The organism is Kluyvera sp. Awk 3 (genome assembly GCF_028069715.1).
Classification (GTDB): Bacteria; Pseudomonadota; Gammaproteobacteria; order Enterobacterales; family Enterobacteriaceae; genus Kluyvera; species Kluyvera georgiana_A.
Map to the genome: position 1 here is coordinate 66,537 of NZ_JANEWH010000003.1, position 25,743 is coordinate 92,279.

The window sequence follows — 25,743 nt, forward strand, 5'->3', positions numbered from 1 at the left end:
CCGCTGGCTGCGAGATATACAGTATGAAACGGGGTTGTTTAGGGAAAATTGGGAAAAACAGGCCGGATTTTGCTGATACCGGGCCTGTTTTAACGCATTGAGAGGTGTAAAAAGCCGCCGTCCGCGTCGAATGAACAGACAAAACTCTCATTACGTGCCGTATAGCCACGCAGCTCATAGCTGCCCTGGAAACGTTCAAATCCAGTCACGTCTATCTTTTGCGCCGCCGTATTATAACGTGCCGCCGCGTTGTCTTTGCAGAGCTGCTCCATGCTCAGCGAGCGCGCAGGATTGATTTTCGCGCTTTGCGTTTTTTGCGCCACCGGCGGTTCAGCCGACGAGCATCCCGCCAGCAGAATTAGCACCAATAAAGCAGAGAGAGACTTCATCATCATTATTTATCTTACCGGGATGTTATTTTAGGCTGTACCCTTTCACACTTCCGCATTGTGCGAATCTCACCAAAACTCCACAAGCACAGAGTGCAAAACTCAGAATTATCCAGTGAAATAGCGGCTGCGGCAGCGTGGTCTGAATATATTTATAGCGGAGATTAGGGCATCTGATGCAAGAAAAAATTAGCTGGATTGATAACTTACGCGGTATTGCCTGCCTGATGGTGGTGATGATCCATACCACGACCTGGTTTGTGACCCACCCACACGACATCAGCCCGCTCAGCTGGAATCTGGCTAACGTTCTGAACTCTGCCTCGCGCGTTAGCGTACCGCTGTTTTTTATGATCTCCGGCTACCTGTTTTTTGGCCCGCGCAGCGCACAGCCGCGCCATTTCCTGCGCATTGCGCTCTGCCTGGTGTTCTACAGCGCGCTCGCGCTACTCTTCATTGCCGCCTTTACCCATATCAACCTTGAGACATCGCTGAAGAACCTGCTGCAAAAGCCGGTTTTCTACCATCTGTGGTTTTTCTTCGCCATCATGGTGATTTATCTGGTTTCACCGCTGATTGAGGTCAAAGCCATCAGTGGCAAAATGCTGTTAGCGCTGATGGTAGTCATCGGTATTGTCGCGAACCCAAACACGCCGCCACTCAAAACCGACGGCGCAACCTGGCTGCCGGTGAACCTGTACATCAACGGCGATACCTTTTACTACGTGCTTTATGGCCTGCTTGGCCGAGCGCTGGGCATGATGGAGACCAGCCGCAAGGGGCTGACGTGGATCTGCGGCCTGCTGTTTGCCGCCGGAGTCGGCATTATTTCGCGCGGCACGCTGCATGAGTTGCAATGGCGCGGTAACTTTGGGGACACCTGGTACGTCTACTGCGGTCCCATGGTGTTTCTCTGTGCGACATCGCTATTCATTGTGATTAAAAACACGCTCAACCAACGTGTTCTGCCGGGATTAGGCTTCATTTCTCGCCATTCTCTGGGCATCTATGGGTTTCACGCCTTTATCATTTACCTTCTGCGCAGCTGGAATATCGATCTCAAAAACTGGCCCGCGCTGGATATTCTATGGGTGTTTGCGATCACCCTGACGGGCAGCCTCTTGCTCTCCATCGCGCTCCAGCGCGTGGATAAGCGTAAGCTGGTCAGCTAGCGCATGCCCGCGACGGCCACAGCGCCGCGCCGTACATACAGGCAAACCATGCCGCCACGACGAGGCATTCATAGGTCAACGCCAGCGGCATATTCCAGACGCCAACCAGCAGTAGACCAGATGCCAGCAGCAGCACCAAACGACACAGGCCGGCAAACCGGGCATCCGCCGCCTGGCGATGGGCCGCAATAGCAAAAACGCCCATAACCAGCATCGCCAGAAAATAGGCTTTATCTTCTAACTGTGGACAGCCCAGCCAGATGCATACCAGATATAGCAGTATCCCCATGCTTAGGGCCAGACGCGGCAATGTGATGATGTTTTCCATAACGTAGCTCCTTTATCCATAGCACCACCATTATCACCGCTGATTTATTTTTAACATCAGAGCAACACAGCAAAAGCGCTAGTTTCGGAATATATAAAGAGGCGCGGCCAGTGGAAATCGAAGGGAAACACCCGCGCCGAAATGACGCGGGAGGGGAGCACGATCAGGACATTAATGGCAGCAGATGCTGATAAATCTGGCGGAACGTCTCGCGCTGCGGCGCATAATGCGCAACGCGTTCAGTGTCCGGGTGATGTTCCTGCTCCAGCGCCAGCTGCGGCAGAAGGTCAGCATAAGGACGATCTTTATGGATGGCCAGCTGTGCCAGACGCGCTGCACCCAGCGCCGGACCGACGTCACCACCGGTGCGATAATCCAGTTGCTTGCCGCAAATATCCGCCAGCATTTGCCGCCACCAGGCGCTACGCGCGCCACCGCCGATGAGCGTAATCCTTTTCGGTTCCACGCCGCAGGCGTGTACCACATCCATGCCGTCAGCCAGCGCAAATCCTACGCCCTCCAGCACCGCACGAGCCAGCTCGGCCGGACCATGTTGATGGGTTAGCCCGAAGAACACTCCCTTTGCCTGCGGATTATTGTGCGGCGTACGCTCGCCGGAGAGATACGGCAGGAACCACACCGGCCCTGCGTTAACATCGGCCTTTTCCGCAGCCGCAATCAGCGCGGGAACTGTCCCCAGACCGGTTAACTTCGCCGCCCAGTCCAGACAAGATGCGGCACTAAGCATCACCGACATCAGGTGCCAGCGACCTGGCAGCGCATGGCAGAAACTGTGCACCGCGCTTTCCGGTTTACTGAGGAAACCTTCACTAACCGCGAAGTAAACGCCTGAAGTCCCTAATGAAAGCATCGCCTGGCCCGCGTCCGCCATGCCGACGCCCACGGCCCCAGCCGCATTATCGCCACCGCCAGCCACTACCGGCACAGCAGGCATATTCCACGCGCTGGCGACTGACGCCAGCAAGTGCCCGGTCACGTCGCAGCCTTCAAACAGTGCGGGCATGTTATCGCGGGTTAATTGGCAAGCAGCGAGCATCTCATCGCTCCAGTCTCGCTTCGCCACGTCCATCCACATCGTACCCGCCGCATCCGACATATCGCTGGCGAAATCGCCGGTCATACGCAGACGCAGATAATCTTTCGGCAGCAGCACTTTATCTACCTGGCGGAAAATCTCCGCTTCGTGACGCTGAACCCACAGCAGCTTCGGCGCCGTGAAGCCAGGCATCATCAGGTTGCCGGTAATTTTACGTGAGGCTTTTACCTGCTCTTCCAGCAGTTGGCACTCCTGCGCGCAGCGGCCATCGTTCCACAAAATCGCCGGGCGCAATACGCGCTGTTGCTTATCCAGCAGCGTCGCGCCGTGCATCTGCCCGGCAATCCCGAGGGCTTTCACCCCTTGCAGGCTATGCTGCTGACCAAGCCCTTTCATTGCGCGATCCGTCGCCTGCCACCAGTGCTCTGGATCCTGCTCAGACCACAGTGGATGAGGACGGGAAACCGTCAGTTTTTCCGTTTGCGAGGCCAACACGGCACCCTGCTCATCAAGCAGAATTGCCTTAACGCCAGACGTGCCTAGATCTATGCCGATATACATCGCAACTGCTCCTTTAGGTGGTACGATGCCCGGAAGCTTGCGCCCCGGGCATGGTGTACGGCATTAACCGGAATTACTTGTCGAACAGGTAGTGATTGACCAGCCCTTCCAGCAGCTCCTGATGCCCACTCTGGTGCTGCGGCGCCAGCTGATTCTGCTCAGCATATTTCGCCAGATCCTGCAGCGACATTTGCCCTTTGAGAATCTGCTGACCCAGCTCGCCGTTCCAGCCGGCATAGCGTTTCGCGACGCGTTTATCCAGCTCGCCGCCTTCAATCATCCGCGCCGCGACTTTCAGCGACAGCGCCATGGTATCCATCGCGCCAATATGGCCATAGAACAGGTCATATTTGTCGGTGCTCTGACGACGGACTTTGGCGTCGAAGTTCAGACCGCCGGTGGTGAATCCACCCGCTTTCAGAATTTCATACATCACCAGCGCGTTTTCTTCCACGCTGTTCGGGAACTGGTCGGTATCCCAGCCCAGCTGCGGGTCGCCGCGGTTGGCATCGACAGAGCCAAACAGGCCCAGCGCGATAGCGGTGGCGATTTCGTGATGGAACGAGTGGCCCGCCAGCGTGGCGTGGTTCGCTTCGATGTTCAGCTTGATCTCTTTCTCCAGACCGAACTGTTTCAGGAAGCCATACACGGTTGACGCATCGTAATCGTACTGGTGCTTGGTCGGTTCCTGCGGTTTTGGCTCAATCAACAGCGTACCCTGGAAGCCGATTTTGTGTTTGTGCTCAACAACCATCTGCATAAAGCGACCAATCTGCTCGCGCTCCTGACGCAGGTCGGTATTCAGCAGAGTTTCATAGCCTTCACGGCCGCCCCACAGCACGTAGTTTTCGCCGCCCAGTTTATGCGTTGCGTTCATCGCGGTGAACACCTGCGTCGCCGCCCAGCTAAACACTTCCGGATCCGGGTTCGTCGCCGCGCCTGCGCCGTAGCGCGGGTTGGTAAAGCAGTTCGCGGTGCCCCACAGCAGCTTCACGCCGCTCTGCTGCTGTTTCTCCGCCAGCACATCGACCATCTGCGCAAAGTTGTTCAGATATTCTTTCAGGCTCGCGCCTTCCGGGGAGACGTCCACGTCATGGAAGCAGTAGTAAGGCACGTTCAGCTTGTGGAAGAATTCAAAAGCGACATCTGCCTTGCGTTTTGCAAGCTCGATGGCTTCGCCAGGTTGCTGCCATGGACGATTAAAGGAGCCGACACCAAACATGTCCGCGCCGTTCCAGCAGAAGGTATGCCAGTAGCAGGCGGCGAAGCGCAGGTGATCTTCCATACGTTTGCCCAGCACCAGTTCGTCCGGGTTGTAGTGGCGGAACGCCAGCGGGTTTTCGGTTTTTGGGCCTTCGAAACGAACGCGATCCAGTTGGTCGAAATATGCTTGCATAATGAACTCCATAATCTGACAGGCGGCGAGGAATAATTCGTCTGGTCATAGTGAATTCTGAATGGCGGTCGCTCAATTACGTTATTTCACACTGCTATTAAGAGAATCCACAAATGTGCGCTAGCTCGCAAAATAAAATGGAATCAACCTCTTTTTATGTACGCAATTTTTTCAGTCTCTATTTTGAAAATCAGATCGCGGTCATAAATCAGCAATTAAACGAAATATCGTAATAGGAAGATAAAAATCTGTAATTGCCAGCCGCCGCCTCCATGTTAAAAAATTGCTGCGAGTTAAGTCATCTCTGTTTCTTTTATCGCCAATCTCATCACCTTATCCCTACAAAAGGCATTACGATTATGAAGATAAAGAACCTTTGCCTCACTCTCTGCGCCTCATTGCTCCTCACCAGCATGGCGAGCAGCGCCAAAGAAGTTAAGATCGGTATGGCCATTGATGACCTGCGCCTCGAACGCTGGCAAAAAGACCGCGATATTTTTGTTAACAAAGCCGAGCAGCTTGGCGCACAGGTTTTTGTGCAGTCAGCCAACGGCAATGAAGAAACGCAAATGTCGCAGATCGAAAATATGATCAACCGTGGCGTAGACGTCCTTGTTATTATTCCTTATAACGGCCAGGTACTTAGCAACGTCATTAAAGAAGCGAAACAGGAAGGCATTAAAGTATTAGCTTATGATCGTATGATAAATAATGCTGATATCGATTTTTATATTTCCTTCGATAACGAAAAAGTCGGCGAAATGCAGGCACAGAGCCTGGTCAACCAGGTGCCCCAGGGGAATTATTTCCTGATGGGCGGCTCGCCGGTTGATAATAATGCCAAGCTGTTCCGCGCCGGTCAGATGAAAGTATTAAAACCATATATTGATGATGGCAAAATTAAAGTCGTCGGCGATCAATGGGTTGACGGTTGGCTGCCGGAAAACGCCCTCAAGATTATGGAAAATGCCCTCACCGCCAATAACAACAAAATTGACGCGGTTGTCGCGTCTAACGACGCGACGGCAGGCGGCGCAATTCAGGCGTTAAGCGCGCAAGGCCTGGCGGGTAAGGTGGCCATTTCCGGCCAGGATGCAGACCTGGCGGGGGTGAAACGTATCCTCAATGGCACCCAGACCATGACCGTGTATAAACCCATTACCCTGCTGGCGAACAGTGCCGCTGAGATTGCCGTCGAGTTAGGTAATGGTCAGCAGCCCAAATCGGATGCCACGCTCAATAACGGGCTGAAAGATGTTCCGTCGCGCCTGTTAACCCCTATCGAAGTCAATAAAACCAACATTGACGATACCGTTGTGAAAGACGGTTTCCATAAGAAGAGTGAACTCTGAATAGTATGCCCCGGCCATCAGGCCGGGGCAGCGTAGCCACCGGATATATCCGGTAGCCAGGCTTACGTGGAGCACAAGTACTTATGTCGTATTTACTTGAAATGAAGAGCATTACCAAAACCTTCGGGGTGGTTAAGGCTATCGATAATGTCAGCCTGAGATTAAACCCAGGCGAAGTTGTTTCGCTGTGTGGCGAAAACGGCTCCGGCAAATCGACCTTAATGAAGGTACTTTGCGGTATTTATCCGCATGGTAGCTATGACGGGGAGATTATTTTCGCCGGCGAGACGCTACAGCCGACGCACATTCGCGACACCGAACGTAAAGGTATTGCCATTATTCACCAGGAACTGGCGCTGGTTAAGCATTTGACCGTGCTGGAAAATATTTTTCTTGGCGCGGAAATCAGCCGCCATGGCGTGCTCGATTACGACACCATGACCCTGCGCTGCGAAAAGCTGCTGGCGCAGGTCAATCTCGCGATTTCGCCCGATACCCGCGTCGGTGATTTGGGCCTTGGACAGCAGCAGTTGGTCGAAATAGCCAAAGCGCTCAACAAACAGGTGCGCCTGCTGATCCTCGATGAACCCACCGCATCGCTGACCGAGCAGGAGACTGCCGTCCTGCTGGATATCATCCGCGATCTACAAAACCATGGCATCGCCTGTATCTATATTTCGCACAAGCTGAATGAAGTCAAAGCCATATCCGACACAATCTGCGTGATCCGCGACGGCCAGCATATCGGCACCCGCGACGCCAGCAACATGACGGAAGACGACATCATCACCATGATGGTTGGCCGCGAGCTGACGGCGCTCTACCCCAGCGAACCGCATACCGCGGGCGAGGAGATCCTGCGCGTCGAACACCTGACCGCATGGCATCCGGTTAACCGTCATATTAAACGGGTTAACGATATTTCCTTCAGCCTCAAACGCGGCGAGATCCTCGGCATTGCCGGGTTAGTCGGCGCAGGTCGCACCGAGGCGGTACAGTGTCTGTTTGGCGTCTGGCGGGGCCGCTGGGAGGGGCGTGTTTTTATCGACGGTAAGCAGGTTGATATCCGTAACTGCCAGCAGGCGATCGGCCACGGCATTGCGATGGTGCCGGAAGACCGCAAAAAAGACGGCATCGTGCCGGTCATGGCGGTAGGCAAGAATATCACGCTGGCCGCACTCAACGACTTCAGCGGAGCATTGAGCAGCCTCGACGATGCCAAAGAACAGCAGTGTATCCTGCAATCAATACAACGGCTGAAGGTGAAAACCTCTTCGCCGGAGCTGGCCATTGGGCGCCTGAGCGGCGGCAACCAGCAGAAGGCGATACTGGCCCGCTGTCTGTTATTAAACCCACGCATCCTGATTCTTGATGAACCCACGCGCGGCATCGACATCGGCGCGAAATATGAAATCTACAAGCTTATCAATCAACTGGTGCAGCAAGGCATTGCCGTCATCGTTATCTCGTCGGAGCTACCGGAAGTGCTGGGGCTCAGCGACCGGGTGCTGGTCATGCACGAAGGGAAACTCAAAGCTAACCTGGTGAACCATAACCTGACTCAGGAAAATGTGATGGAAGCCGCCTTAAGGAGCGAACGCCATGTCGAAAAACAATCCGTCTGAAATGAAACTGGCCGCCCCAGCGACATCCCCGGCGCTGCGGCTAAAATCCCTGAACTTACAGGTTTTCGTCATGATCGCGGCCATTATTGTGATCATGCTGTTTTTCACCTGGACCACCGACGGCGCTTACTTGAGCGCGCGTAACGTCTCCAACCTGCTGCGCCAGACCGCCATTACCGGCATCCTGGCTGTGGGTATGGTGTTTGTGATTATCTCGGCTGAAATAGACCTTTCCGTCGGCTCGATGATGGGTCTGCTCGGAGGAGCGGCGGCGATTTTCGACGTCTGGCTCGGCTGGCCGCTACCGCTCACCATTATCGTGACGCTGGCGATGGGGCTGGTACTTGGCGCATGGAATGGATGGTGGGTGGCCTATCGTAAGGTGCCCTCCTTTATCGTCACCCTCGCCGGGATGCTGGCGTTTCGCGGCATCTTGATTGGCATCACCAACGGCACCACCGTGTCACCTACCAGCGCAGCGATGTCGCAAATTGGTCAGAGCTATCTGCCAGACGGCATCGGTTTTACCTTTGGCGCCGTCGGGCTGATGGCGTTCATCGCCTGGCAATGGCGTGGCAGAGTGCGCCGCCAGTCGATGGGGCTGTCAACGCCTGCCTCCACCGGCGTGGTGGGTCGTCAGGCGCTGACGGCAGTGATCGTACTGGGGGCTATCTGGCTGTTGAATGATTATCGCGGCGTCCCGACACCGGTGCTGCTGCTGACGCTGCTGCTGCTCGGCGGCATGTTTATGGCTACCCGCACCGCCTTTGGTCGCCGTATCTACGCCATCGGCGGCAACATTGAAGCCGCACGCCTCTCCGGTATTAACGTTGAGCGTAACAAACTGGCAGTATTCGCCATTAATGGTCTGATGGTGGCCATTGCAGGTCTGATTCTGAGCTCACGTCTTGGCGCTGGCTCACCGTCGGCGGGGAACATCGCCGAGCTGGATGCCATCGCAGCCTGCGTGATCGGCGGAACCAGCCTGGCGGGCGGCGTGGGCAGCGTTGCCGGTGCGGTGATGGGGGCATTTATTATGGCGTCGCTCGACAACGGAATGAGCATGATGGACGTGCCCACTTTCTGGCAATATATCGTGAAAGGTGCGATTTTATTGCTTGCCGTATGGATGGACTCAGCGACCAAACGGCGTGCGTAATTGCCTGTCCGTGGTGTTGCCGAATCAGTAGCCGGCAACACCTCTCATGATTCGCGAGGAACCCTGAACCATGTTTGGAAAACGTCACCGCGTGACGCTGTTATTCAACGCCAACAAAGCCTTCGACCGTCAGGTGGTTGAAGGCGTCGGCGAATATTTGCAGGCGTCGCAGTCCGAGTGGGATATCTTCATTGAGGAAGATTTCCGCGCACGAATCGAAAACATCAAAGAGTGGCTGGGAGACGGCGTCATCGCCGACTATGACGACCCGACCATTGAAGCGCTGCTTACCGATGTGGACGTCCCCATCGTTGGCGTTGGCGGCTCCTATCACCGCCAGGAACAGTATCCACCCGTTCACTACATCGCGACCGACAACTACGCGCTGGTTGAAAGCGCTTTTTTGCATCTGAAAGAAAAAGGCGTCCACCGTTTCGCCTTCTACGGCCTGCCCACCGCCAGCGGCAAGCGCTGGGCCGAGGAGCGCGAATACGCGTTCAGCCAGATTGTCGCCAAAGAAAAATACCGCGGCGTTATCTATCAGGGCCAGGAAACCGCGCCGGAGAACTGGCAGCACGCACAAAATCGTTTGGCCGATTGGCTGCAAACCCTGCCGCCGCAAACCGGCATTATTGCCGTTACCGATGCCCGCGCCCGTCATGTTCTACAGGCTTGCGAGCATTTACATATTCCGGTGCCAGAAAAACTGTGCGTCATCGGTATTGATAACGAAGAATTAACCCGCTACCTCTCCCGCGTGGCGCTCTCGTCAGTCGCCCAAGGGGCAAGGCAGATGGGATACCAGGCTGCCAAACTCATGCAGCGACTGCTCGACAATGAAGTCCTGCCGCTACAGCGGGTGCTGGTGCCGCCAATGCGAGTGATGGAACGACGTTCAACCGACTACCGTTCACTGAACGATCCTGCCGTCATTCAGGCCATGCACTACATCCGTAATAACGCCTGCAAGGGGATTAAAGTTGAACAGGTGCTGGATGCCGTCGGCATCTCGCGATCGAATCTGGAGAAGCGCTTTAAAGAGGAAGTCGGTGAGACCATTCACGCCGTGATCCACAGCGAAAAGCTGGAAAAGGCGCGCAGCCTGCTGGTTTCTACATCGTTGTCGATTAACGAAATTTCGCAGATGTGCGGCTATCCGTCGCTGCAGTATTTCTATTCGGTGTTCAAAAAAGAGTACGACACTACGCCTAAAGAGTATCGTGAGCAGCACAGCGAGGCGCTGATTCAAGCTTGAATCCTTCCCCATCAGAAGAGCTCACCGGTTCGCTCTGATGGGGTACCTGAATGGGTAACTCGTACGTCACCTCCCTCATTTTTACCGTCACAAAAGCCCATCTTATATCAGCGTTAATCACAGGTTGATACGCACCAGTACTGCCACTGCCAGTCTCTTCTTACGCTCTCATTTCATCTATTCGACCTCTCTGTCGGACACCTTTGATTTATCACGGTATAAATGAAATGAAGATCGCTGGATTCACCTGTTTTTTACTACTGACTGTGGCCGCCTGCGCGGCGGCGGCTGATCATTGCGGTGCCGGTTGCCCCGTCGGTGGCAGCGCGCAAACGCTGGAACGCGAGGCCTACACGCTGAATAATAATTGCCAGCGTAAATTCGCAAACTGGGTGGCGTATAAAATGACAAAGGTCAGCCAGGCCAGCAACCGCCCCCGTCACTGGCAGCGCGATCCGGCTTTAGCGGCAACGGAGACGCTGGCTCCTGCAGCATACAAAGGCGCAAGCCAAGCGTTGCAGGTGGATCGCGGACATCTGGCACCGCTTGCCGGACTGGGGGGCCTGGCAGACTGGCGAACACTCAATTACCTTTCGAACATCACCCCCCAGGAATCCGGACTGAACCAGGGAGCATGGGCCAGGCTGGAGGATGGCGAGCGCGCGTTGGTCGAGCGCAAGGGCGTGGCGGCGGTCTATTCCGTCACCGGGCCGCTTTTCGAGCGCCATATTGCCACGCTGCCTGCGGCGCCTGACGTGGAAATTCCTAGCGGTTACTGGAAGATAATATTTATTGGCTCCAGACCCGATAAAGGCGAGTATGCCGCGTTTTTAATGGACCAGACGACACCCAAAAACGCCCGTTTTTGCGATTACCAGGTCACGGTCGCCAACATTGAACGCCGAACCCATCCGCGGCTTTCCTTCTGGTCTGCCTTACCCGTGGATGTCGCCCAACGCGTAAAAACGCACAAAGGGACGCTGGCACGAGCCCTGGGTTGTTCTTAAGCCATAAAAAAAGCACCAACGAGAGAACTCGAGGTGCTTTTTCGACGACAATTACGGCTTACATATGTGCCGCAATCAGACGCTGGTTATCCTGATACATCGCGAACAGGTAATCGTTATAGCTCGAACCTTTCGTCGAATACCCTTTCAGCTTATGGATCATCGCGGTTGCAGTGACTTCCTGATCCGTTTTACGCAGTTGAGCGCGTGACTTACGGAACGAGGCATAGGCTGGATGCGTATTCAGGTTGGTGGCATACGCCTGTACCGACTCTTTTACGGAGCCGAACTTGGTGTAGCCATTAACGGAACCTGCGCCATTTTTACAGCCCCTGCCGCATTTCATGCCGAACAGGTTGTTATTGGCGCGGGCCAGCTTAGACGTACCCCAGCCGCTTTCGGCTGCGGCCATCGTAGCCACCATGCTGCCCGGGATAATATCGACACGCTCAAGCAGCGAATTCCACGGCACCTTACGGGTATTACCGTTCCAGCTGACTTTGTAGCGTGCGGCGATATCTTTCAGGCGCGCACGTTCAGACGGCGACCAACGGCCTTCGTACTGTTTGGAAATCAACCAGTTACGATCCGCCGTAATGGCAGCATTTTGACTTGTGATATAAGGCATTACCGTCCGGAGAAACGCTCTTTTCCTTGGGGTTCCGGAAGGGTATTTTCGCAAATCAGGAAGTGAACTACTCTTTACACTATTGCGAGAATACTCTTGTTTACTGCTGGCCTTATTAAAACTTGTCTTTGTTACCGAGGCTTTTTGATGCTTTGTTACCGTGTGTGTTTTTGCGAACACCCCACCTGAAAATGTGCAGATGAGTAACATTAGTATCGCGGCCCCATATCGTCGAATGGGAGTCGATATCATTAGGTCTCCTGGTCGGATGCAATCATTCCAACGCCTTCTTATTTCATAAAATTGAGAGCTTAATCTCAAATTATAGCAAAAATAGCCCGTCAACGCACGCTTAAGAAATAGTCCGATTCCTAAACGAGCAAACGGACGCGATTCAGCATAAGACAAATTGCGCAGACAAAATGCCGGGGACATCTCATTTTAGCTCATTTTTTGACCGTCATCACTCAGCCCTTTTTCTCCTCCTTCGCGAAGGATGAGTACAGCGGAGTCACCTGCTGGCACACTGGGGAAAACACGTTCTGGCACAGGATAAAACCATGAAGCTTGCCGCCCTTGTACCGCTATTGATTCCCGCTTTTGCCAGTGCCGCCAGCTGGACCGCGCAAGATTTTCCCACCTTTTCCGCCGATGGGACGGGGAAGTTCACCAGTCAAAAAACGCTCACAAAGGGTACCCGTCCACTGAGGGTGAATCTTGAGCAACAGTGCTGGCAGCCCTCTGGCACCATTCGTCTTAACCAGATGCTGTCGCTCAAACCATGCCAGGGCGATGCGCCACAGTGGCGCCTGTTTCGCGACGGTAACTATACGCTGGAGATTGATACCCGCTCCGGCACGCCCACGCTGACTATCTCCGTGCAAAGCGCGGCCGAAAGCCACAATGCGCAAGTTAACGTTCGCCAGTGCCCACGCTGGGACGGTAAGCCGTTGACGCTGGATGTCGGTCAGACCTTCGCCGAAGGCAGCCAGGTGCGCGATTTTTATAGCGGGAAGACCGCCGTCGTCACGCAGGGCAAAATTACGCTACAGCCCGCAGAAAACAGCAATGGCCTGCTGCTGCTGGAAAGCGCCGACGTCATCGCCACGTCACCGTTCAGCTGGCATAACGCGACCGTGTATTTCGTGCTTACCGACCGCTTTGTCAACGGCGACCCCAGCAATGACAACAGCTATGGGCGCCATAAAGACGGCATGCAGGAGATCGGCACCTTCCACGGCGGCGATCTTAAGGGCCTGACCAGCAAGCTCGACTATCTGCAAAAGCTGGGCGTCAACGCGCTGTGGATTAGCTCACCGCTGGAACAAATTCACGGCTGGGTGGGCGGCGGCACCAAAGGGGATTTCCCGCACTACGCCTACCACGGCTACTACACTCAGGACTGGACACGGCTCGACGCCAATATGGGGACCGAAGATGACTTGCGCGCCCTGGTGGATGGCGCGCACCAGCGCGGCATCCGTATCCTCTTTGACGTGGTCATGAACCATACTGGCTATGCCACGCTGGCGGATATGCAGGAGTATCAGTTCGGGGCGCTATACCTGAAAGGCGATGAGATAACGAAAACGCTGGGCCAGCGCTGGACAGACTGGAAGCCCGGCGCGGGGCAAAGCTGGCACAGCTTTAACGACTACATCAACTTCAGCGACAAAGCCGCATGGGAGAAATGGTGGGGCAAGGCGTGGATCCGCACCGATATTGGCGACTACGACAACCCTGGTTTCGATGACTTGACCATGTCGCTGGCGTTTCTGCCCGATCTGAAAACAGAATCGACGACCCCGAGCGGGCTGCCAAATTTCTACCAACACAAAACGGATACCCACGCCCGTGCCGTCGACGGTTTTACACCGCGTGACTACCTCACCCACTGGCTCAGCCAATGGGTACGCGACTACGGCATTGACGGCTTCCGCGTCGATACCGCCAAGCACGTTGAGCTGGCGGCCTGGCAGCAGCTCAAATCGCAGTCGGTTGATGCACTGGCAGCCTGGAAAAAGGCTAATCCACAAAAAGCGATGGACGATGCGCCATTCTGGATGACGGGTGAAGCCTGGGGCCATGGCGTGATGCAAAGTGATTACTACCGACACGGCTTTGACGCGATGATCAACTTTGATTATCAGGATCAGGCCGCAAAGGCCAGCGACTGCCTGGCCAACATCGACCCGATCTGGCAGCAAATGGCCGATAAGCTGCAAAGCTTTAACGTCCTGAGCTACCTTTCATCGCATGATACGCGACTGTTCCGTGAGCAAGGCGACAACGCCGCCGAACTCCTGCTGCTCGCACCGGGCGCAGTGCAAATCTTTTACGGCGACGAGTCTAATCGCCCGTTTGGCCCAACGGGTTCTGACCCTCTGCAAGGCACGCGTTCATCAATGAACTGGCAGGATGTCGCCGGAAAATCCGCCGCCACGCTGGCGCACTGGCAAAAACTGGGGCAGTTCCGCGCACGTCATCCGGCGATTGGTGAAGGAAAACAAGCCACGCTGTCGCTCTCTCAGGGCTACGGGTTTGTACGGGAACACGGCGAGGACAAAGTCATGGTGGTCTGGGCCGGTAAGCACTAATTTATACTCCTCCAGGCCCGCGGTTTAATTGCGGGCCTTGGCAGAATAAACAACTGCTAATTTCGCCATTTTTCAGTTTATCCACTAAAGCCCCTGCATTAGCGCCATTTGCACCACATCGTGAGTGGCGTTATCGTTACCCACTTCACAGAACAAGCAATAGAAATCCGGCTATGACATTTTCACTTTTCGGCGACAAATTCACCCGTCATTCAGGCATTACCCGCCTGATGGAAGACCTCAACGACGGTTTACGCACCCCTGGCGCCATCATGCTTGGCGGCGGTAATCCGGCCCAGATCCCAGAAATGAATGATTATTTTAATCATCTACTGGCGGAGATGCTGGAAAGCGGCAAAGTTTCAGAAGCGCTGTGCAATTACGACGGTCCGCAGGGGAAAAACGAACTGCTGGTCGCGTTAGCCGATATGCTGCGTAATGAATTAGGTTGGGATATTGGACCACAGAATATTGCACTAACAAATGGCAGCCAAAGCGCGTTTTTCTACTTGTTCAACCTGTTTGCTGGTCGTCGTGCCGACGGTACCACTCGTAAGGTCCTGTTCCCACTCACGCCGGAGTATATTGGCTATGCCGACTCGGGTTTAGAAGATGATCTTTTCGTCTCGACTCGCCCACACATTGAGCTGCTGCCAGAAGGTCAGTTTAAGTATCACGTCGATTTCGAAAATCTGCCCATTGGCAAAGATACCGGGATGATCTGCGTTTCACGCCCGACCAACCCGACGGGTAACGTCATCACCGATGATGAACTGAAACAGCTGGATGCGCTCGCACATCAGCACGGCGTGCCGCTGGTTATCGATAATGCTTACGGGGTACCTTTCCCGGGCATTATTTTCAGCGAAGCGACGCCGCTGTGGAACCCAAATATTGTGCTGTGTATGAGCCTGTCTAAACTTGGCCTGCCAGGTAGCCGCTGCGGTATCATCATCGCAGATGAAAAAATTATCACCGCCATCAGCAATATGAACGGCATTATCAGCCTCGCACCCGGCGGGATTGGCCCAGCCATCATGTGCGAAATGATCAAACGCCACGATTTACTGCGTCTGTCGGATACGGTCATCAAGCCGTTTTACTATCAGCGCGTGCAGGAAACCATTGCCACTATCCGCCGCTATTTGCCGGAAGAGTGTTGCCTGATCCACAAACCCGAAGGCGCGATTTTCCTGTGGCTATGGTTTAAAGACCTGCCGATTACCACCGAGACACTCTACCAGCGTCTGAAAAAACGCGGCGTATTGATGGTGCCTGGCGATTTCTTCTTCCCGGGTCTGGATAAACCCTGGGAACACACTCACCAGTGCATGCGAATGAACTACGTGCCGGCCCCAGATAAAATTGAAGCCGGTGTGAAAATTCTTGCGGAAGAAATTGAGTTAGCCTGGCGCGAACATCAATAATATACAATATATCGGCCTCAAATATCAGAGGCCGATATTTTCCGTGATCTCCGCTGTTATTTTAAAAACTCACGCCAAAAAGTCTCACGCACCTTTCCGCTCGGATTACTCCCAATTTATAGCGTCATTTCATTAGCGCTACACATTTAAAACCATTATTCATTCCGGCTTAATATGTTAAAAATGAAGTAACAGCATGTTTCCTATGCGCATATTAATTTACATAGCAGACTTTGTTTATCCTTAAATAAAATCAGATTTATTCAGCCTTTCGTATGAAAAGAAACGCAGCATGCAAGGCTTAATTTTCTACTTACACTGATTAATACGCACTCGGCGTTTTAACTGGTGGAGTATGGTTATGAACTCTAAAAACGTTAGCCATTTAAGCATTATTGCTATGGCGGTTCTTATTGCATTCTCACTCTCCGCCTGTAGCGGTAGCGGCGGGGGCTCTCATTCAACGGCTAAAAACGGCAGCACTCAGGGCAGCGGCTCTGGCGGCAGCGATGGTAGTGGTTCTGGTGGCAGTGGTTCCGACGGTAGTGGTTCCGGTGGCAGTGGTTCCGGTGGCAGCGGCTCTGGCGGTAGTGGTTCCGGAGGCAGCGGTTCTGGTGGTAATGGATCTGGCGGCGGCACTGGAACAACGGCCAATAATTCAGTGAGCAGTATCATCGGCGAAACCGGTAAAGCAGTTTCGGGGGTCGGTGATACGCTGGGTGGGCTGGGAAGCCAGTTAACCACCACCACTGGCAACAACCCAGTCACCTCGACCATCTCCACCACGGTAAGCGGTGTGGGTAACGCTGTCGATACACTCGGGACCGGCGTCACCAACGGGATTGGCAACTCGTCAAACACCAACGGTGTGGGAACCACTTTGCAGGGTACGACCAACACGGTCACCGTGCTGGGTAACACGGTATCGAGCGTAGGGACCGGGTTATCGAGCGGCACTTCCAGTACACCCGTCGCGGGGGTAACCGGCGTGGTCGGAAGCGTCGTTAACAGCACAGGCCAAATCGTCAGCGGGACAGGTACTGGATTGACCAGCACCCTGCAAAGCCCTGGCGTAACGGCGGCAACAACCGGCGTCACTTCCGTGGTTAATAATACCCTGTCCGGCGTACAGGGCGTCACTCAAGGCGTGGGGACCACGACAGGATTAGGCACTCCGGTTAACGGTCTGCTGACTCAGGTCGGGACTACAGTGAGCGGTGTGGGTAGCCAGGTTGGCACCACCTCTCCGGCGCTGAGCGGTGTAGGCCAGGTCGTCTCCAGCGTTGGCAACATCGTCACTGATGCCGGAGGCCTGGTGAAACCAACCGCTACCAGTACCGGAGGCTCTTCCGGCGGCACTACCGGAACCAGCGGCGGCCTGCTGGCTAACGTCACGGGAAGCCTGAACGTAAGCACAACTACCAATACCAGCACCAGCAGTACAGGAACAACCAGCGCAGGAACCAGTGGCGGTACATTAGGTGGTTTAGGCGGTCTACTCGGCGGGTTAACAACCAAAAGATAAGCTATATATTTATTAATGCCTTCCGTGCCCCCGCAATGGGGGCACGTTTTTCAGCAGAATAACAATAATTATCCTTGCTCAAGAAAACACACAAGGAATGCGCCATGAAAACGACCCTGGTTTATGCGCTATCGGGGGTTTTTCTGCTTAATATTGCCCGAGCAGACACATTACCCGCATTGATTGACCCTAATAACCCAGCCAAAGCAGAAAATAGTAACACACCACAAGCCCCTGCTGCGGCGGCCCCAAGTTTAAGCGTAAGCGTGCCCAAAAATAAACTAACACCCGAAACGTTGATTAAAGTAGACCATATTCAATTTATTGGTGGAACTGTATATCCATTAAAAGAGTTATTACGCCCTTTTGTTCCCTATGCGCATAAACAAGTGCCGCTAAAAACGCTGATTGGTCTGGTTAATGATATTACGTTGCGCTATCGCGCCGACGGTTATCCACTCTCTTATGCCTGGCTTCCGGATAACAACTTTCAGGATGGTATGCTGAAGATTGTTCTGGTGGAGGGCTATGTCGCGCATAGCGATATTAAAAGTAACAACCCCAATATTGCCGAACGCCTCAAGCGTCTGGCGGCAAAAATCATGGCGGAGAAGCCGCTCACACAGAACACCTTCGACCGCTACACCCAGCTGATGACACGCACGCCCGGCGTGCGCGTTGATGCCAACGCGCAGCTGCCGCAGAATATCTACGGAGCCGCCGCGATGCAGGCCGTGGGTATGCAGCCGCATATCTGGGATATCTCTTCAACCATTGACACCCGTCGCAGCCAGAATATGGCGTTCGTCAATGGTTCACTCAGTAACTTAACCAGCTACGGCGATCAACTTGGGGTCGCCACATTGATCCCACTCGATAATTCGACGCGCAAATCTTACCTCGGGTTGAACTACCAGCAGTTCCTGACGGATGAAGGGCTGATGATGCAGCTCAAGGGCAGCTTTTATCGCGAGGATCCGCGCGACTATTCGCGTCTGCTGAACTTCCCCGGCGGGTATTTAGACTCACGCCAGAAAACCACCCAATACAACGGCGGCGCGATGTTCAGCTATCCGGTGATTTTAACCGGTAAGCGGCAGTTCAATATCAACGGCGGGATGGATTACACCGACCGCCGTAACGACAACCATATTCGCGCCATCGTTAATGAGCAGGAAGTCCTGGGCGTGACGCAAAAATCACATGTCCGCTACCCTGCCCTCGAACTCGGAATGAACGGCTTTCAGGCCTTCGACCGTGCCAGCATTAACGGTAAGCTGACGCTGCGTCAAGGGATTAACGCCTCTTCGTTGGCCGACGCCGCGCCGGTACAGGGCAACGATCTCTCGTTTACGCTGTGGAAAAGCAATATTGATGCGGCGTGGATGATCACGGATACCTGGCGTCTCTCTACCTCGCTGGAAGGGGATTGGTCAGATAACGATTTGCCCGAGCCAGAGCGTGTCAGCTTCGGCGCCCAGCGCTTTGGACGTGGCTACCAGGATGGCGAAGCCAGCGGTGACTACGGTTATGGAGGGCAGCTTGAGTTGCGCTATCTTCATCAGCGTAAAGAGAGCACATGGATTGCCACGGTACAGCCTTACGTGCTGGCCGATACCGCGCAAACGTGGTTCAACACGCCGGGGTTACCGCATCAGCGGCTGGCATCGGTGGCAACCGGGGTGATGGTTGGCGACAACAAGCATTACAGCGTTACGGTCGAGGCAGCGCGCCCAGTCGGTGATATGCCAACCGACACGAACAGCCGTGAATGGCGCTATAGCCTGACCTTCAGTTGGAACTTCAATAATCTACATTAATCTTGATGCGGCAAGCTGGCCAACATCAATACAGGCCAGCGCCCCCGTCGGGCAGGCGGCCACACAGGCTGGCCCCGCTTCGCGATGGCGGCACAAATCGCACTTCATCGCCTGTGGCCGTGCCTGCTGGACGGCCACGGTCATTGCCCCAAACGGACACGCCAGCATGCAGCTCTTGCAACCAATGCAGCGCGCCTGATCGACACGAATCATATCCTTTTCACGGGTTATCGCCCCCGTTGGGCAAACATTACCGCACGGCGCATCTTCGCACTGATGACACGCCACCGCCGTTGAGAAAGCGTCGCCCTTCACCACGCGGATACGAGGAAAAAAGGCCTCACGTGAAACGGTCGCACAGGCCTGCTGTTCCTGATGCGCCACCACGCAGGCCACTTCGCAGGTCCGGCAGCCAATACACTTTAAGGAATCAGCGACAATAAACGGGTTCATACCCCTCTCCGTGACGGTTAGTAAACCCTAAGAGTGCCAGAGCGGCATACTGTCACGCTTTGATCAGACACGGGAGATGTACCGTTTTTGTCATCTGCCCGAGGCAATTTAGCCGTTTGCCTCAGGCAGAATTAATGTGTTCCTTACAGTACCGCCGCTTCCAGGCCGCTGGAGTTAAGCCGGTGTGTTTGCGAAAAATTTGCCTGAAATACCCGACATCGGCAAACCCGCACTGTTCGGCGACCTCTTTCAATGAACGCGCATGGTTGCTCAATAGCTTTTCTGCCGCTCGCACGCGCTGACGGTGGATCGCTTCGGTAATGGTCAGGTGGAAGACCCGGCGATATACGCGCCCCAGATAGTCGGCATTGCAGTGTAACTCTTTTGCCAATGCCGACGTGGAGAGCGGCAGGTGATAGCGGGTATGGATCACCTGCTGCGCCTTCCACGCCAGCGCCGTACCGCCTTCATCTTTTGGCTCTTCATTTTGCGCCGACAACGAAATATGCTGCAAAATCAGTAGCAAAATAAACTCCAGCGAGGCATTACGCTGAATTTTTTCCTGCTCGTTCAGGAACTGGCGGAACAGGGAAATCAGGTATTGCGGGTCGTGCGAAGTTGTCTGCTGCGGAATGGCCAACTGGGTTAATAGCGGATGCGGCTGCACGGGCATATTCACCTCAAAATGCAGCCAGTAAAATTTCAGATCGGCAGGAAAATCCTCAACACCGATATGGCGGCGGCCTGGCCATAATAAAAGGCTATCCCCCGCCGGGACGTGGAAAATATGCTCCTCTTCCTGAATCGTTAATGTCCCTTTCTCCACGAAGATCACTTCCCATGAGCGCAGTCTGCGCGCCGGATGGCGTCCCACGCCACGTGAGATAAATAACCCGCCATTCTGGACTTTAATCGGAAGCGCTATGGATAGATTGAGCATAAATATTAAAAATTCCGCTTATTAACCGCAGGAAGATAGTCTTTCACTCTGATTATTAACAACTAAATGGATTAATTCCCGATCGCCTTCACACTTTTCTCACCAGGTCGGAATTACTCACTTTTTATACTTCTTTGTGAGCTTGTTGGTCCTCGCTTTCCAGGCAAAATTAAACGGGTCATGACATTACAACAATCCCCCTACTGAAAAAGACCTCTCCACATTGCGAGGAGCATCCATGACCGCTACACCTATTTCTACCAGTGAGGTTGTGCCCGGTTCACAGGACGATAAATTATCTGTCCGCGAGAAAATCGGCTACGGTCTCGGCGATGCAGGCGGCACCGTCATTACCTGCCTGATCATGAATTTCCTGACCTTCTTTTATACCGATGTCTTTGGCCTGACGCCCGCGCTGGTCGGTACCCTATTCCTGGCGCTCCGCGTTTTTGACGCGATTTCCGATCCCATTATGGGCGTGCTGGCCGACCGCACGCAGAGCCGCTGGGGGCGTTTCCGTCCGTGGCAAATGTGGATTGCGCTCCCCATCGCCATTATCGGCGTACTCACCTTTACCGTCCCCGATGCCAGCATGGGCGTGAAGATCGCGTGGGCCTTTGGCACCTATCTGCTGCTGTCCATCAGCTACACCGCGATCAACGTACCTTACTGTGCGCTGATCAACACGATGACCACGCGCCACAGCGAGGTCATCTCCTGTCAGGCCTGGCGTTTCGTACTGTGCGGCGTGGCGGGTTTTCTGGTCTCGGTAGGCCTGCCATGGCTGGTGAAAGTGCTTGGGCAGGGCAATACGGCGCAGGGATATCAATACGGCGTCGGCGCCCTGTGCGCACTCGCTGCCGTGATGTTCCTGTGCTGCTTCTTCTGGGTACGCGAGCGCGTGTCGTTGGACGTGATGGGCAAATTCACCCTGCGGGAACACATTGCGGGACTGCGTAAAAACGATCAGTTGCTGTTGATGCTGGTGATGTCGTTTCTGCTGATCAACGTCTTTAATATACGCGGCGGCGGCTATATGTATTTCATCACCTACGTACTGAGTGGCTCCACCGGCTACACCTCGCTGTTCTTCACCATGGTGACTTTCGCCTCTATTTTCGGTTCCGTGATAATTAACCTGCTGTCGCGCCGCTTCGATACCGTCAAGCTTTACTATTACACCAACCTGGTGCTGGCGGCGATCGCACTGGGAATGTGGTTCTTACCCACCGGCCCGGCCCACCAGACCCTATGGCTGGTCGTTATTCTCGGCAACGGCATCATTCTCGGCTTCACGCTGCCGCTGCACTTTTCGCTCATGGCGTTCTCCGACGACTACGGTGAATGGAAAACTGGCGTACGTTCTTCCGGTATGAATTTCGCCTTTAACCTATTTTTCATCAAGCTGGCGTGGGCCTCCAGTGCGGGCATTATTAGCCTTGTCTTTATCTATGTGGCTTATCAGCCAGGGGCCGGAAACCAAACAGCATCATCGCTGGCGGGCATCACATCGATGGAAACCCTGCTGCCCGCCCTGTTCCACCTGCTGCTGGCGTTCTCTATCCGCGCCTGCAAGCTCAATAATCCAATGATGTCGCGCATCGCCACCGATCTTCGCGCCCGTCACATTCAGTCCTGAGGAGTTCGCCATGTCTGTTATGGAAGTCAATCTGCATACCTTGAAAGTTAATGACCCGTTTTTCGCCCAATACCAGCAGTTGGTTCGCGATGTGGTAATCCCTTATCAATGGGATGCATTAAACGATCGCATTGACGATGCCGAACCCAGCCACGCGATAGAAAACTTCCGCATTGCCGCCGGTCAGCAGGAAGGGGAGTTTTACGGCATGGTCTTTCAGGACAGCGACGTCGCAAAATGGCTGGAGGCTGTCGCCTGGTCGCTGTGCCAGAAGCCGGATGCCGAGCTGGAAAAAACCGCCGATGCGGTGATTGAACTGGTCGCCGCCGCCCAGTGCGACGACGGTTATCTGAACACCTATTTCACCGTTAAAGCCCCAAAAGAGCGCTGGACCAATCTCGCCGAATGCCACGAGCTGTACTGCGCAGGGCATATGATTGAAGCGGGCGTCGCCTTCTTCCAGGCCACCGGCAAACGGCGCTTGCTGGAGGTAGTGTGCCGCCTCGCCGACCATATCGATCGGGTTTTCGGCACCGGAGAAGACCAGATTCATGGCTACCCAGGGCACCCGGAAATCGAGCTGGCGCTGATGCGCCTGTATGAGGTCACAGGAGAACCGCGCTATATGGCGCTGGTGAATTACTTCGTCGAAGAACGCGGCAAACAGCCGCACTTCTACGACGACGAATACGAAAAACGCGGCAAAACCTCCTACTGGCACACCTATGGCCCGGCGTGGATGGTGAAAGACAAGCCTTACAGCCAGGCGCATCAGCCTATTGCCGAGCAGCCTACGGCTATCGGCCACGCGGTGCGTTTTGTCTACCTGATGACCGGCGTGGCGCATCTCGCTCGTCTGAGCCAGGACGAAAGCAAGCGCCAGGACTGCCTGCGCTTGTGGAACAACATGGCGCAGCGCCAGCTGTACATCACCGGCGGCATTGGTTCACAAAGCAGCGGCGAAGCCTTCAGCAGCGACTACGATCTGCCGAACGACACCGTCTACGCCGAAAGCTGCGCCTCTATTGGCCTGATGATGTTTGCCCGCCGCATGCTGGAGATGGAGGCAGACAGCCAGTACGCCGATGTCATGGAGCGCGCGCTGTACAACACGGTGCTGGGCGGCATGGCGCTTGATGGCAAACACTTCTTCTACGTTAACCCGCTGGAAGTGCACCCGAAAACGCTGCAGTTCAACCACATCTACGACCACGTGAAGCCCGTTCGCCAGCGCTGGTTCGGCTGCGCCTGCTGCCCGCCGAATATCGCCCGCGTACTCACTTCAATCGGCCACTATATCTACACGCCGAGAGAAGATGCGCTGTATGTGAACCTGTATATCGGCAACAGCGTGGAGGTGCCGGTGGGTGAGCAAACGCTGCGCTTGCGCATCAGCGGTAACTATCCATGGCAGGATCAGGTCAAGATCGCCGTTGATTCTCCGGATCCGGTTAACCACACGCTGGCGCTGCGCTTGCCGGACTGGTGCCGCGATCCTCAGGTGACGCTAAACGGTCACGATGTGACGGGAACGGTGAAGAAAGGCTATCTGCATATCTCACGCACCTGGGTGGAAGGCGATACCTTAACGCTGACGTTACCAATGCCGGTACGTCGAATCTACGGAAATCCGCTGGTCCGCCACGTCGCTGGTAAAGTCGCCGTGCAGCGCGGTCCGCTGGTCTACTGCCTTGAGCAGGCCGACAACGGTGAAGAGCTGCATAATCTGTGGTTACCGGATAATGCGTCGTTTACCGAACTGGAGGGCAAAGGTATTTTCGCCCACAAGGTATTGCTACAGGCCCAGGGGGTGAAATACACCACACGCCATCCAGAAAAACAGTTGTTGTGGCATTACGACGCGGCCCCCACTGAACGTCAGGCGCAGACGCTGACCTTTATTCCGTGGTTTAGCTGGGCCAATCGTGGCGAAGGGGAAATGCGTATCTGGATTAATGAAGAAAAGTAAGCGGAGAGGTAGCCCTGACGAGGCGTGAACGCGCCGACTCCGGGGCGCTGCACCTGGCCGGGCGACCATGACATCAGACACAAAAAAAGCAGAACGCAAGCGTTCTGCTTTTTTTCACCGCCAAAGCGCAATTACATGGCTGCGCGGAAGATCGCCATAATCTCTTCGTGCGTTGCCTGGATAGGATTGGTGAAACCGCACGCGTCTTTCAGCGCATTGGTCGCCAGAACCGGGATATCCTCTTCTTTCACATTCAGGTCGCGCAGACCCGCCGGAATATTGACCTGACGCGCCAGTTTACGAATCGCGTCGATACACGCCTTCGCGCCCTGCTCATCGCTCATCGCGCTGACGTCAATATGCATAGCCTGTGCACAATCGCGCAGACGCGCCGCGGCAACCTTGCTGTTAAACTCCTGCACATGCGGCAGCAGCACCGCGTTACACACGCCGTGCGGCAGATCGTAGAAACCGCCCAGCTGGTGCGCCATCGCGTGGACATATCCCAGTGAAGCGTTGTTGAACGCCATACCCGCCAGGAACTGAGCGTAGGCCATTGCTTCACGCGCTTCACTGTTGCTGCCGTTTTCAACCGCCGTCGGCAGGTTGTCGATAATCATGGTGATCGCTTTTAGCGCACAAGCGTCGGTAATCGGTGTGGCCGCAATAGACACATAGGCTTCAATCGCGTGGGTCAGCGCATCCATACCGGTGGCGGCGGTCAGCCCTTTCGGCATGCCTTCCATCAGGGAAGAGTCGTTGACGGAGAGAACCGGCGTCACGTGCTTGTCGACGATCGCCATTTTAATATGACGCGTAACGTCAGTGATGATGCAGAAACGGGTCATTTCAGACGCCGTGCCCGCGGTGGTGTTGATCGCGATCATCGGCAGCTGCGGCTTAGCAGAGCGGTCAACGCCTTCATAATCACGAATATCGCCGCCGTTAGAAGCGACCAGCGCGATCCCTTTCGCGCAGTCGTGCGGGGAGCCGCCGCCCAGAGAAATAACGCAGTCGCAATCATTGGCGCGCAGCATTTCCAGGCCTTCTTCCACGTTAACGGTCGTCGGGTTCGGATGCGTACCGTCGAATACCACGCTCAGAATGTCATATTCCTGCAGGCGTTTCTGGATATCCGCCGCCACGCCCAGCTTGTTCAGAACTGCATCAGTGACAATCAGAGCACGGCGATAGCCGTAGTCTTTCATGGTATTCATCGCGTCTTTTAAGGCGCCGTTACCGATGACGTTCACTGAAGGGATGAAGAAAGTTGATGCAGTCATGATAGTTCCTTTATTTAATAAGCAGGCTCCCGAGGCTATAGCATTACCCACCCTTAAAACACGATCTGGCTAGCACTTTTCTCTGCGTGAAAAATAAAAATCGCGTCATTTTGTTGTCAATGTCGCGATTTATAGTGATAAATATATTCAAATGTTGAATT

20 protein-coding genes are annotated in these 25,743 nt (G+C 54.6%); 12 read left to right on the plus strand and 8 right to left on the minus strand.

Features of this window, described 5'->3' with window-relative positions; translation table 11 throughout:
• Window positions 1-89 precede the first annotated feature (89 nt).
• The gene (locus NNN71_RS01540; protein ID WP_271457727.1) at window positions 90-395 is read right to left on the minus strand and encodes a YsaB family lipoprotein; all 306 of its coding nucleotides are present in this window, start codon (window positions 393-395) and stop codon (window positions 90-92) included.
• A gap of 170 nt (window positions 396-565) precedes the next feature.
• Between NNN71_RS01540 and NNN71_RS01545 the strand changes: the two genes are divergently transcribed.
• Window positions 566-1,561, plus strand: a complete 996-nt coding sequence (locus NNN71_RS01545; protein WP_167574838.1) for an acyltransferase — start codon at window positions 566-568, stop codon at window positions 1,559-1,561.
• Here the strand turns inward: NNN71_RS01545 and NNN71_RS01550 are convergent.
• From NNN71_RS01550 to xylA, 3 genes are all read right to left on the minus strand, one after another.
• Window positions 1,554-1,889 (minus strand): hypothetical protein, encoded by a 336-nt coding sequence (locus NNN71_RS01550; RefSeq protein WP_249022611.1) that lies wholly within the window; start codon window positions 1,887-1,889, stop codon window positions 1,554-1,556. The genes NNN71_RS01545 and NNN71_RS01550 overlap by 8 nt on opposite strands.
• A gap of 163 nt (window positions 1,890-2,052) precedes the next feature.
• Window positions 2,053-3,507: a xylulokinase gene (xylB, locus tag NNN71_RS01555; protein ID WP_163446894.1), complete on the minus strand. Its 1,455-nt coding sequence runs from the start codon at window positions 3,505-3,507 to the stop codon at window positions 2,053-2,055.
• A 73-nt stretch (window positions 3,508-3,580) separates the two neighbouring features.
• Window positions 3,581-4,903, minus strand: coding sequence for a xylose isomerase (xylA, locus tag NNN71_RS01560; protein WP_163446896.1), 1,323 nt, complete (start codon window positions 4,901-4,903; stop codon window positions 3,581-3,583).
• A gap of 359 nt (window positions 4,904-5,262) precedes the next feature.
• Here xylA and xylF point away from each other — a divergent pair, with 359 nt between their 5' ends.
• From xylF to NNN71_RS01585, 5 genes are all read left to right on the plus strand, one after another.
• On the plus strand, window positions 5,263-6,255 hold the full coding sequence (xylF, locus tag NNN71_RS01565; protein ID WP_065357200.1) for a D-xylose ABC transporter substrate-binding protein: 993 nt from the start codon (window positions 5,263-5,265) through the stop codon (window positions 6,253-6,255).
• A gap of 83 nt (window positions 6,256-6,338) precedes the next feature.
• Window positions 6,339-7,880 (plus strand): xylose ABC transporter ATP-binding protein, encoded by a 1,542-nt coding sequence (locus tag NNN71_RS01570; RefSeq protein WP_163446898.1) that lies wholly within the window; start codon window positions 6,339-6,341, stop codon window positions 7,878-7,880.
• The gene (xylH, locus tag NNN71_RS01575; RefSeq protein ID WP_163446900.1) at window positions 7,858-9,039 is read left to right on the plus strand and encodes a xylose ABC transporter permease XylH; all 1,182 of its coding nucleotides are present in this window, start codon (window positions 7,858-7,860) and stop codon (window positions 9,037-9,039) included. The genes NNN71_RS01570 and xylH overlap by 23 nt, the downstream gene beginning before the upstream one ends.
• 70 nt (window positions 9,040-9,109) lie before the next feature.
• A complete protein-coding gene (xylR, locus tag NNN71_RS01580) occupies window positions 9,110-10,294 on the plus strand; it encodes a D-xylose utilization transcriptional activator XylR (protein ID WP_064541101.1) in 1,185 nt (394 codons plus the stop codon).
• A 227-nt stretch (window positions 10,295-10,521) separates the two neighbouring features.
• A complete protein-coding gene (locus tag NNN71_RS01585) occupies window positions 10,522-11,301 on the plus strand; it encodes a DNA/RNA non-specific endonuclease (RefSeq protein ID WP_271457728.1) in 780 nt (259 codons plus the stop codon).
• A gap of 58 nt (window positions 11,302-11,359) precedes the next feature.
• Here NNN71_RS01585 and NNN71_RS01590 read toward each other — a convergent pair whose 3' ends face one another.
• Window positions 11,360-12,181 carry a protein bax gene (locus NNN71_RS01590; RefSeq protein WP_064541098.1) on the minus strand — a complete coding sequence of 274 codons (822 nt, stop codon included), beginning with the start codon at window positions 12,179-12,181 and terminating at the stop codon, window positions 11,360-11,362.
• A 308-nt stretch (window positions 12,182-12,489) separates the two neighbouring features.
• Between NNN71_RS01590 and NNN71_RS01595 the strand changes: the two genes are divergently transcribed.
• From NNN71_RS01595 to NNN71_RS01610, 4 genes are all read left to right on the plus strand, one after another.
• The gene (locus tag NNN71_RS01595; protein WP_271457729.1) at window positions 12,490-14,526 is read left to right on the plus strand and encodes an alpha-amylase; all 2,037 of its coding nucleotides are present in this window, start codon (window positions 12,490-12,492) and stop codon (window positions 14,524-14,526) included.
• A 173-nt stretch (window positions 14,527-14,699) separates the two neighbouring features.
• Window positions 14,700-15,953, plus strand: coding sequence for a valine--pyruvate transaminase (avtA, locus tag NNN71_RS01600; protein ID WP_271457730.1), 1,254 nt, complete (start codon window positions 14,700-14,702; stop codon window positions 15,951-15,953).
• A 361-nt stretch (window positions 15,954-16,314) separates the two neighbouring features.
• Window positions 16,315-17,478 carry a collagen-like triple helix repeat-containing protein gene (locus tag NNN71_RS01605; RefSeq protein ID WP_271457731.1) on the plus strand — a complete coding sequence of 388 codons (1,164 nt, stop codon included), beginning with the start codon at window positions 16,315-16,317 and terminating at the stop codon, window positions 17,476-17,478.
• Window positions 17,479-17,582: 104 nt separating this feature from the next.
• Window positions 17,583-19,298 carry a ShlB/FhaC/HecB family hemolysin secretion/activation protein gene (locus tag NNN71_RS01610; protein ID WP_223803705.1) on the plus strand — a complete coding sequence of 572 codons (1,716 nt, stop codon included), beginning with the start codon at window positions 17,583-17,585 and terminating at the stop codon, window positions 19,296-19,298.
• Here NNN71_RS01610 and NNN71_RS01615 read toward each other — a convergent pair.
• On the minus strand, window positions 19,290-19,751 hold the full coding sequence (locus NNN71_RS01615) for a 4Fe-4S binding protein (RefSeq protein WP_163448387.1): 462 nt from the start codon (window positions 19,749-19,751) through the stop codon (window positions 19,290-19,292). The two genes, NNN71_RS01610 and NNN71_RS01615, sit on opposite strands and share 9 nt — an antisense overlap.
• Window positions 19,752-19,872: 121 nt before the next feature.
• Entirely contained in the window at window positions 19,873-20,691 is an 819-nt protein-coding gene (locus NNN71_RS01620) for an AraC family transcriptional regulator (RefSeq protein ID WP_223803704.1), read from the minus strand.
• A gap of 238 nt (window positions 20,692-20,929) precedes the next feature.
• Here NNN71_RS01620 and NNN71_RS01625 point away from each other — a divergent pair, with 238 nt between their 5' ends.
• On the plus strand, window positions 20,930-22,330 hold the full coding sequence (locus NNN71_RS01625; protein WP_271457732.1) for an MFS transporter: 1,401 nt from the start codon (window positions 20,930-20,932) through the stop codon (window positions 22,328-22,330).
• 10 nt (window positions 22,331-22,340) lie between these two features.
• The gene (locus tag NNN71_RS01630; protein ID WP_271457733.1) at window positions 22,341-24,299 is read left to right on the plus strand and encodes a glycoside hydrolase family 127 protein; all 1,959 of its coding nucleotides are present in this window, start codon (window positions 22,341-22,343) and stop codon (window positions 24,297-24,299) included.
• Window positions 24,300-24,430: 131 nt separating this feature from the next.
• Here NNN71_RS01630 and yiaY read toward each other — a convergent pair whose 3' ends face one another.
• The gene (yiaY, locus tag NNN71_RS01635) at window positions 24,431-25,582 is read right to left on the minus strand and encodes an L-threonine dehydrogenase (RefSeq protein WP_163448396.1); all 1,152 of its coding nucleotides are present in this window, start codon (window positions 25,580-25,582) and stop codon (window positions 24,431-24,433) included.
• Between the last annotated feature and the right edge of the window lie 161 nt (window positions 25,583-25,743).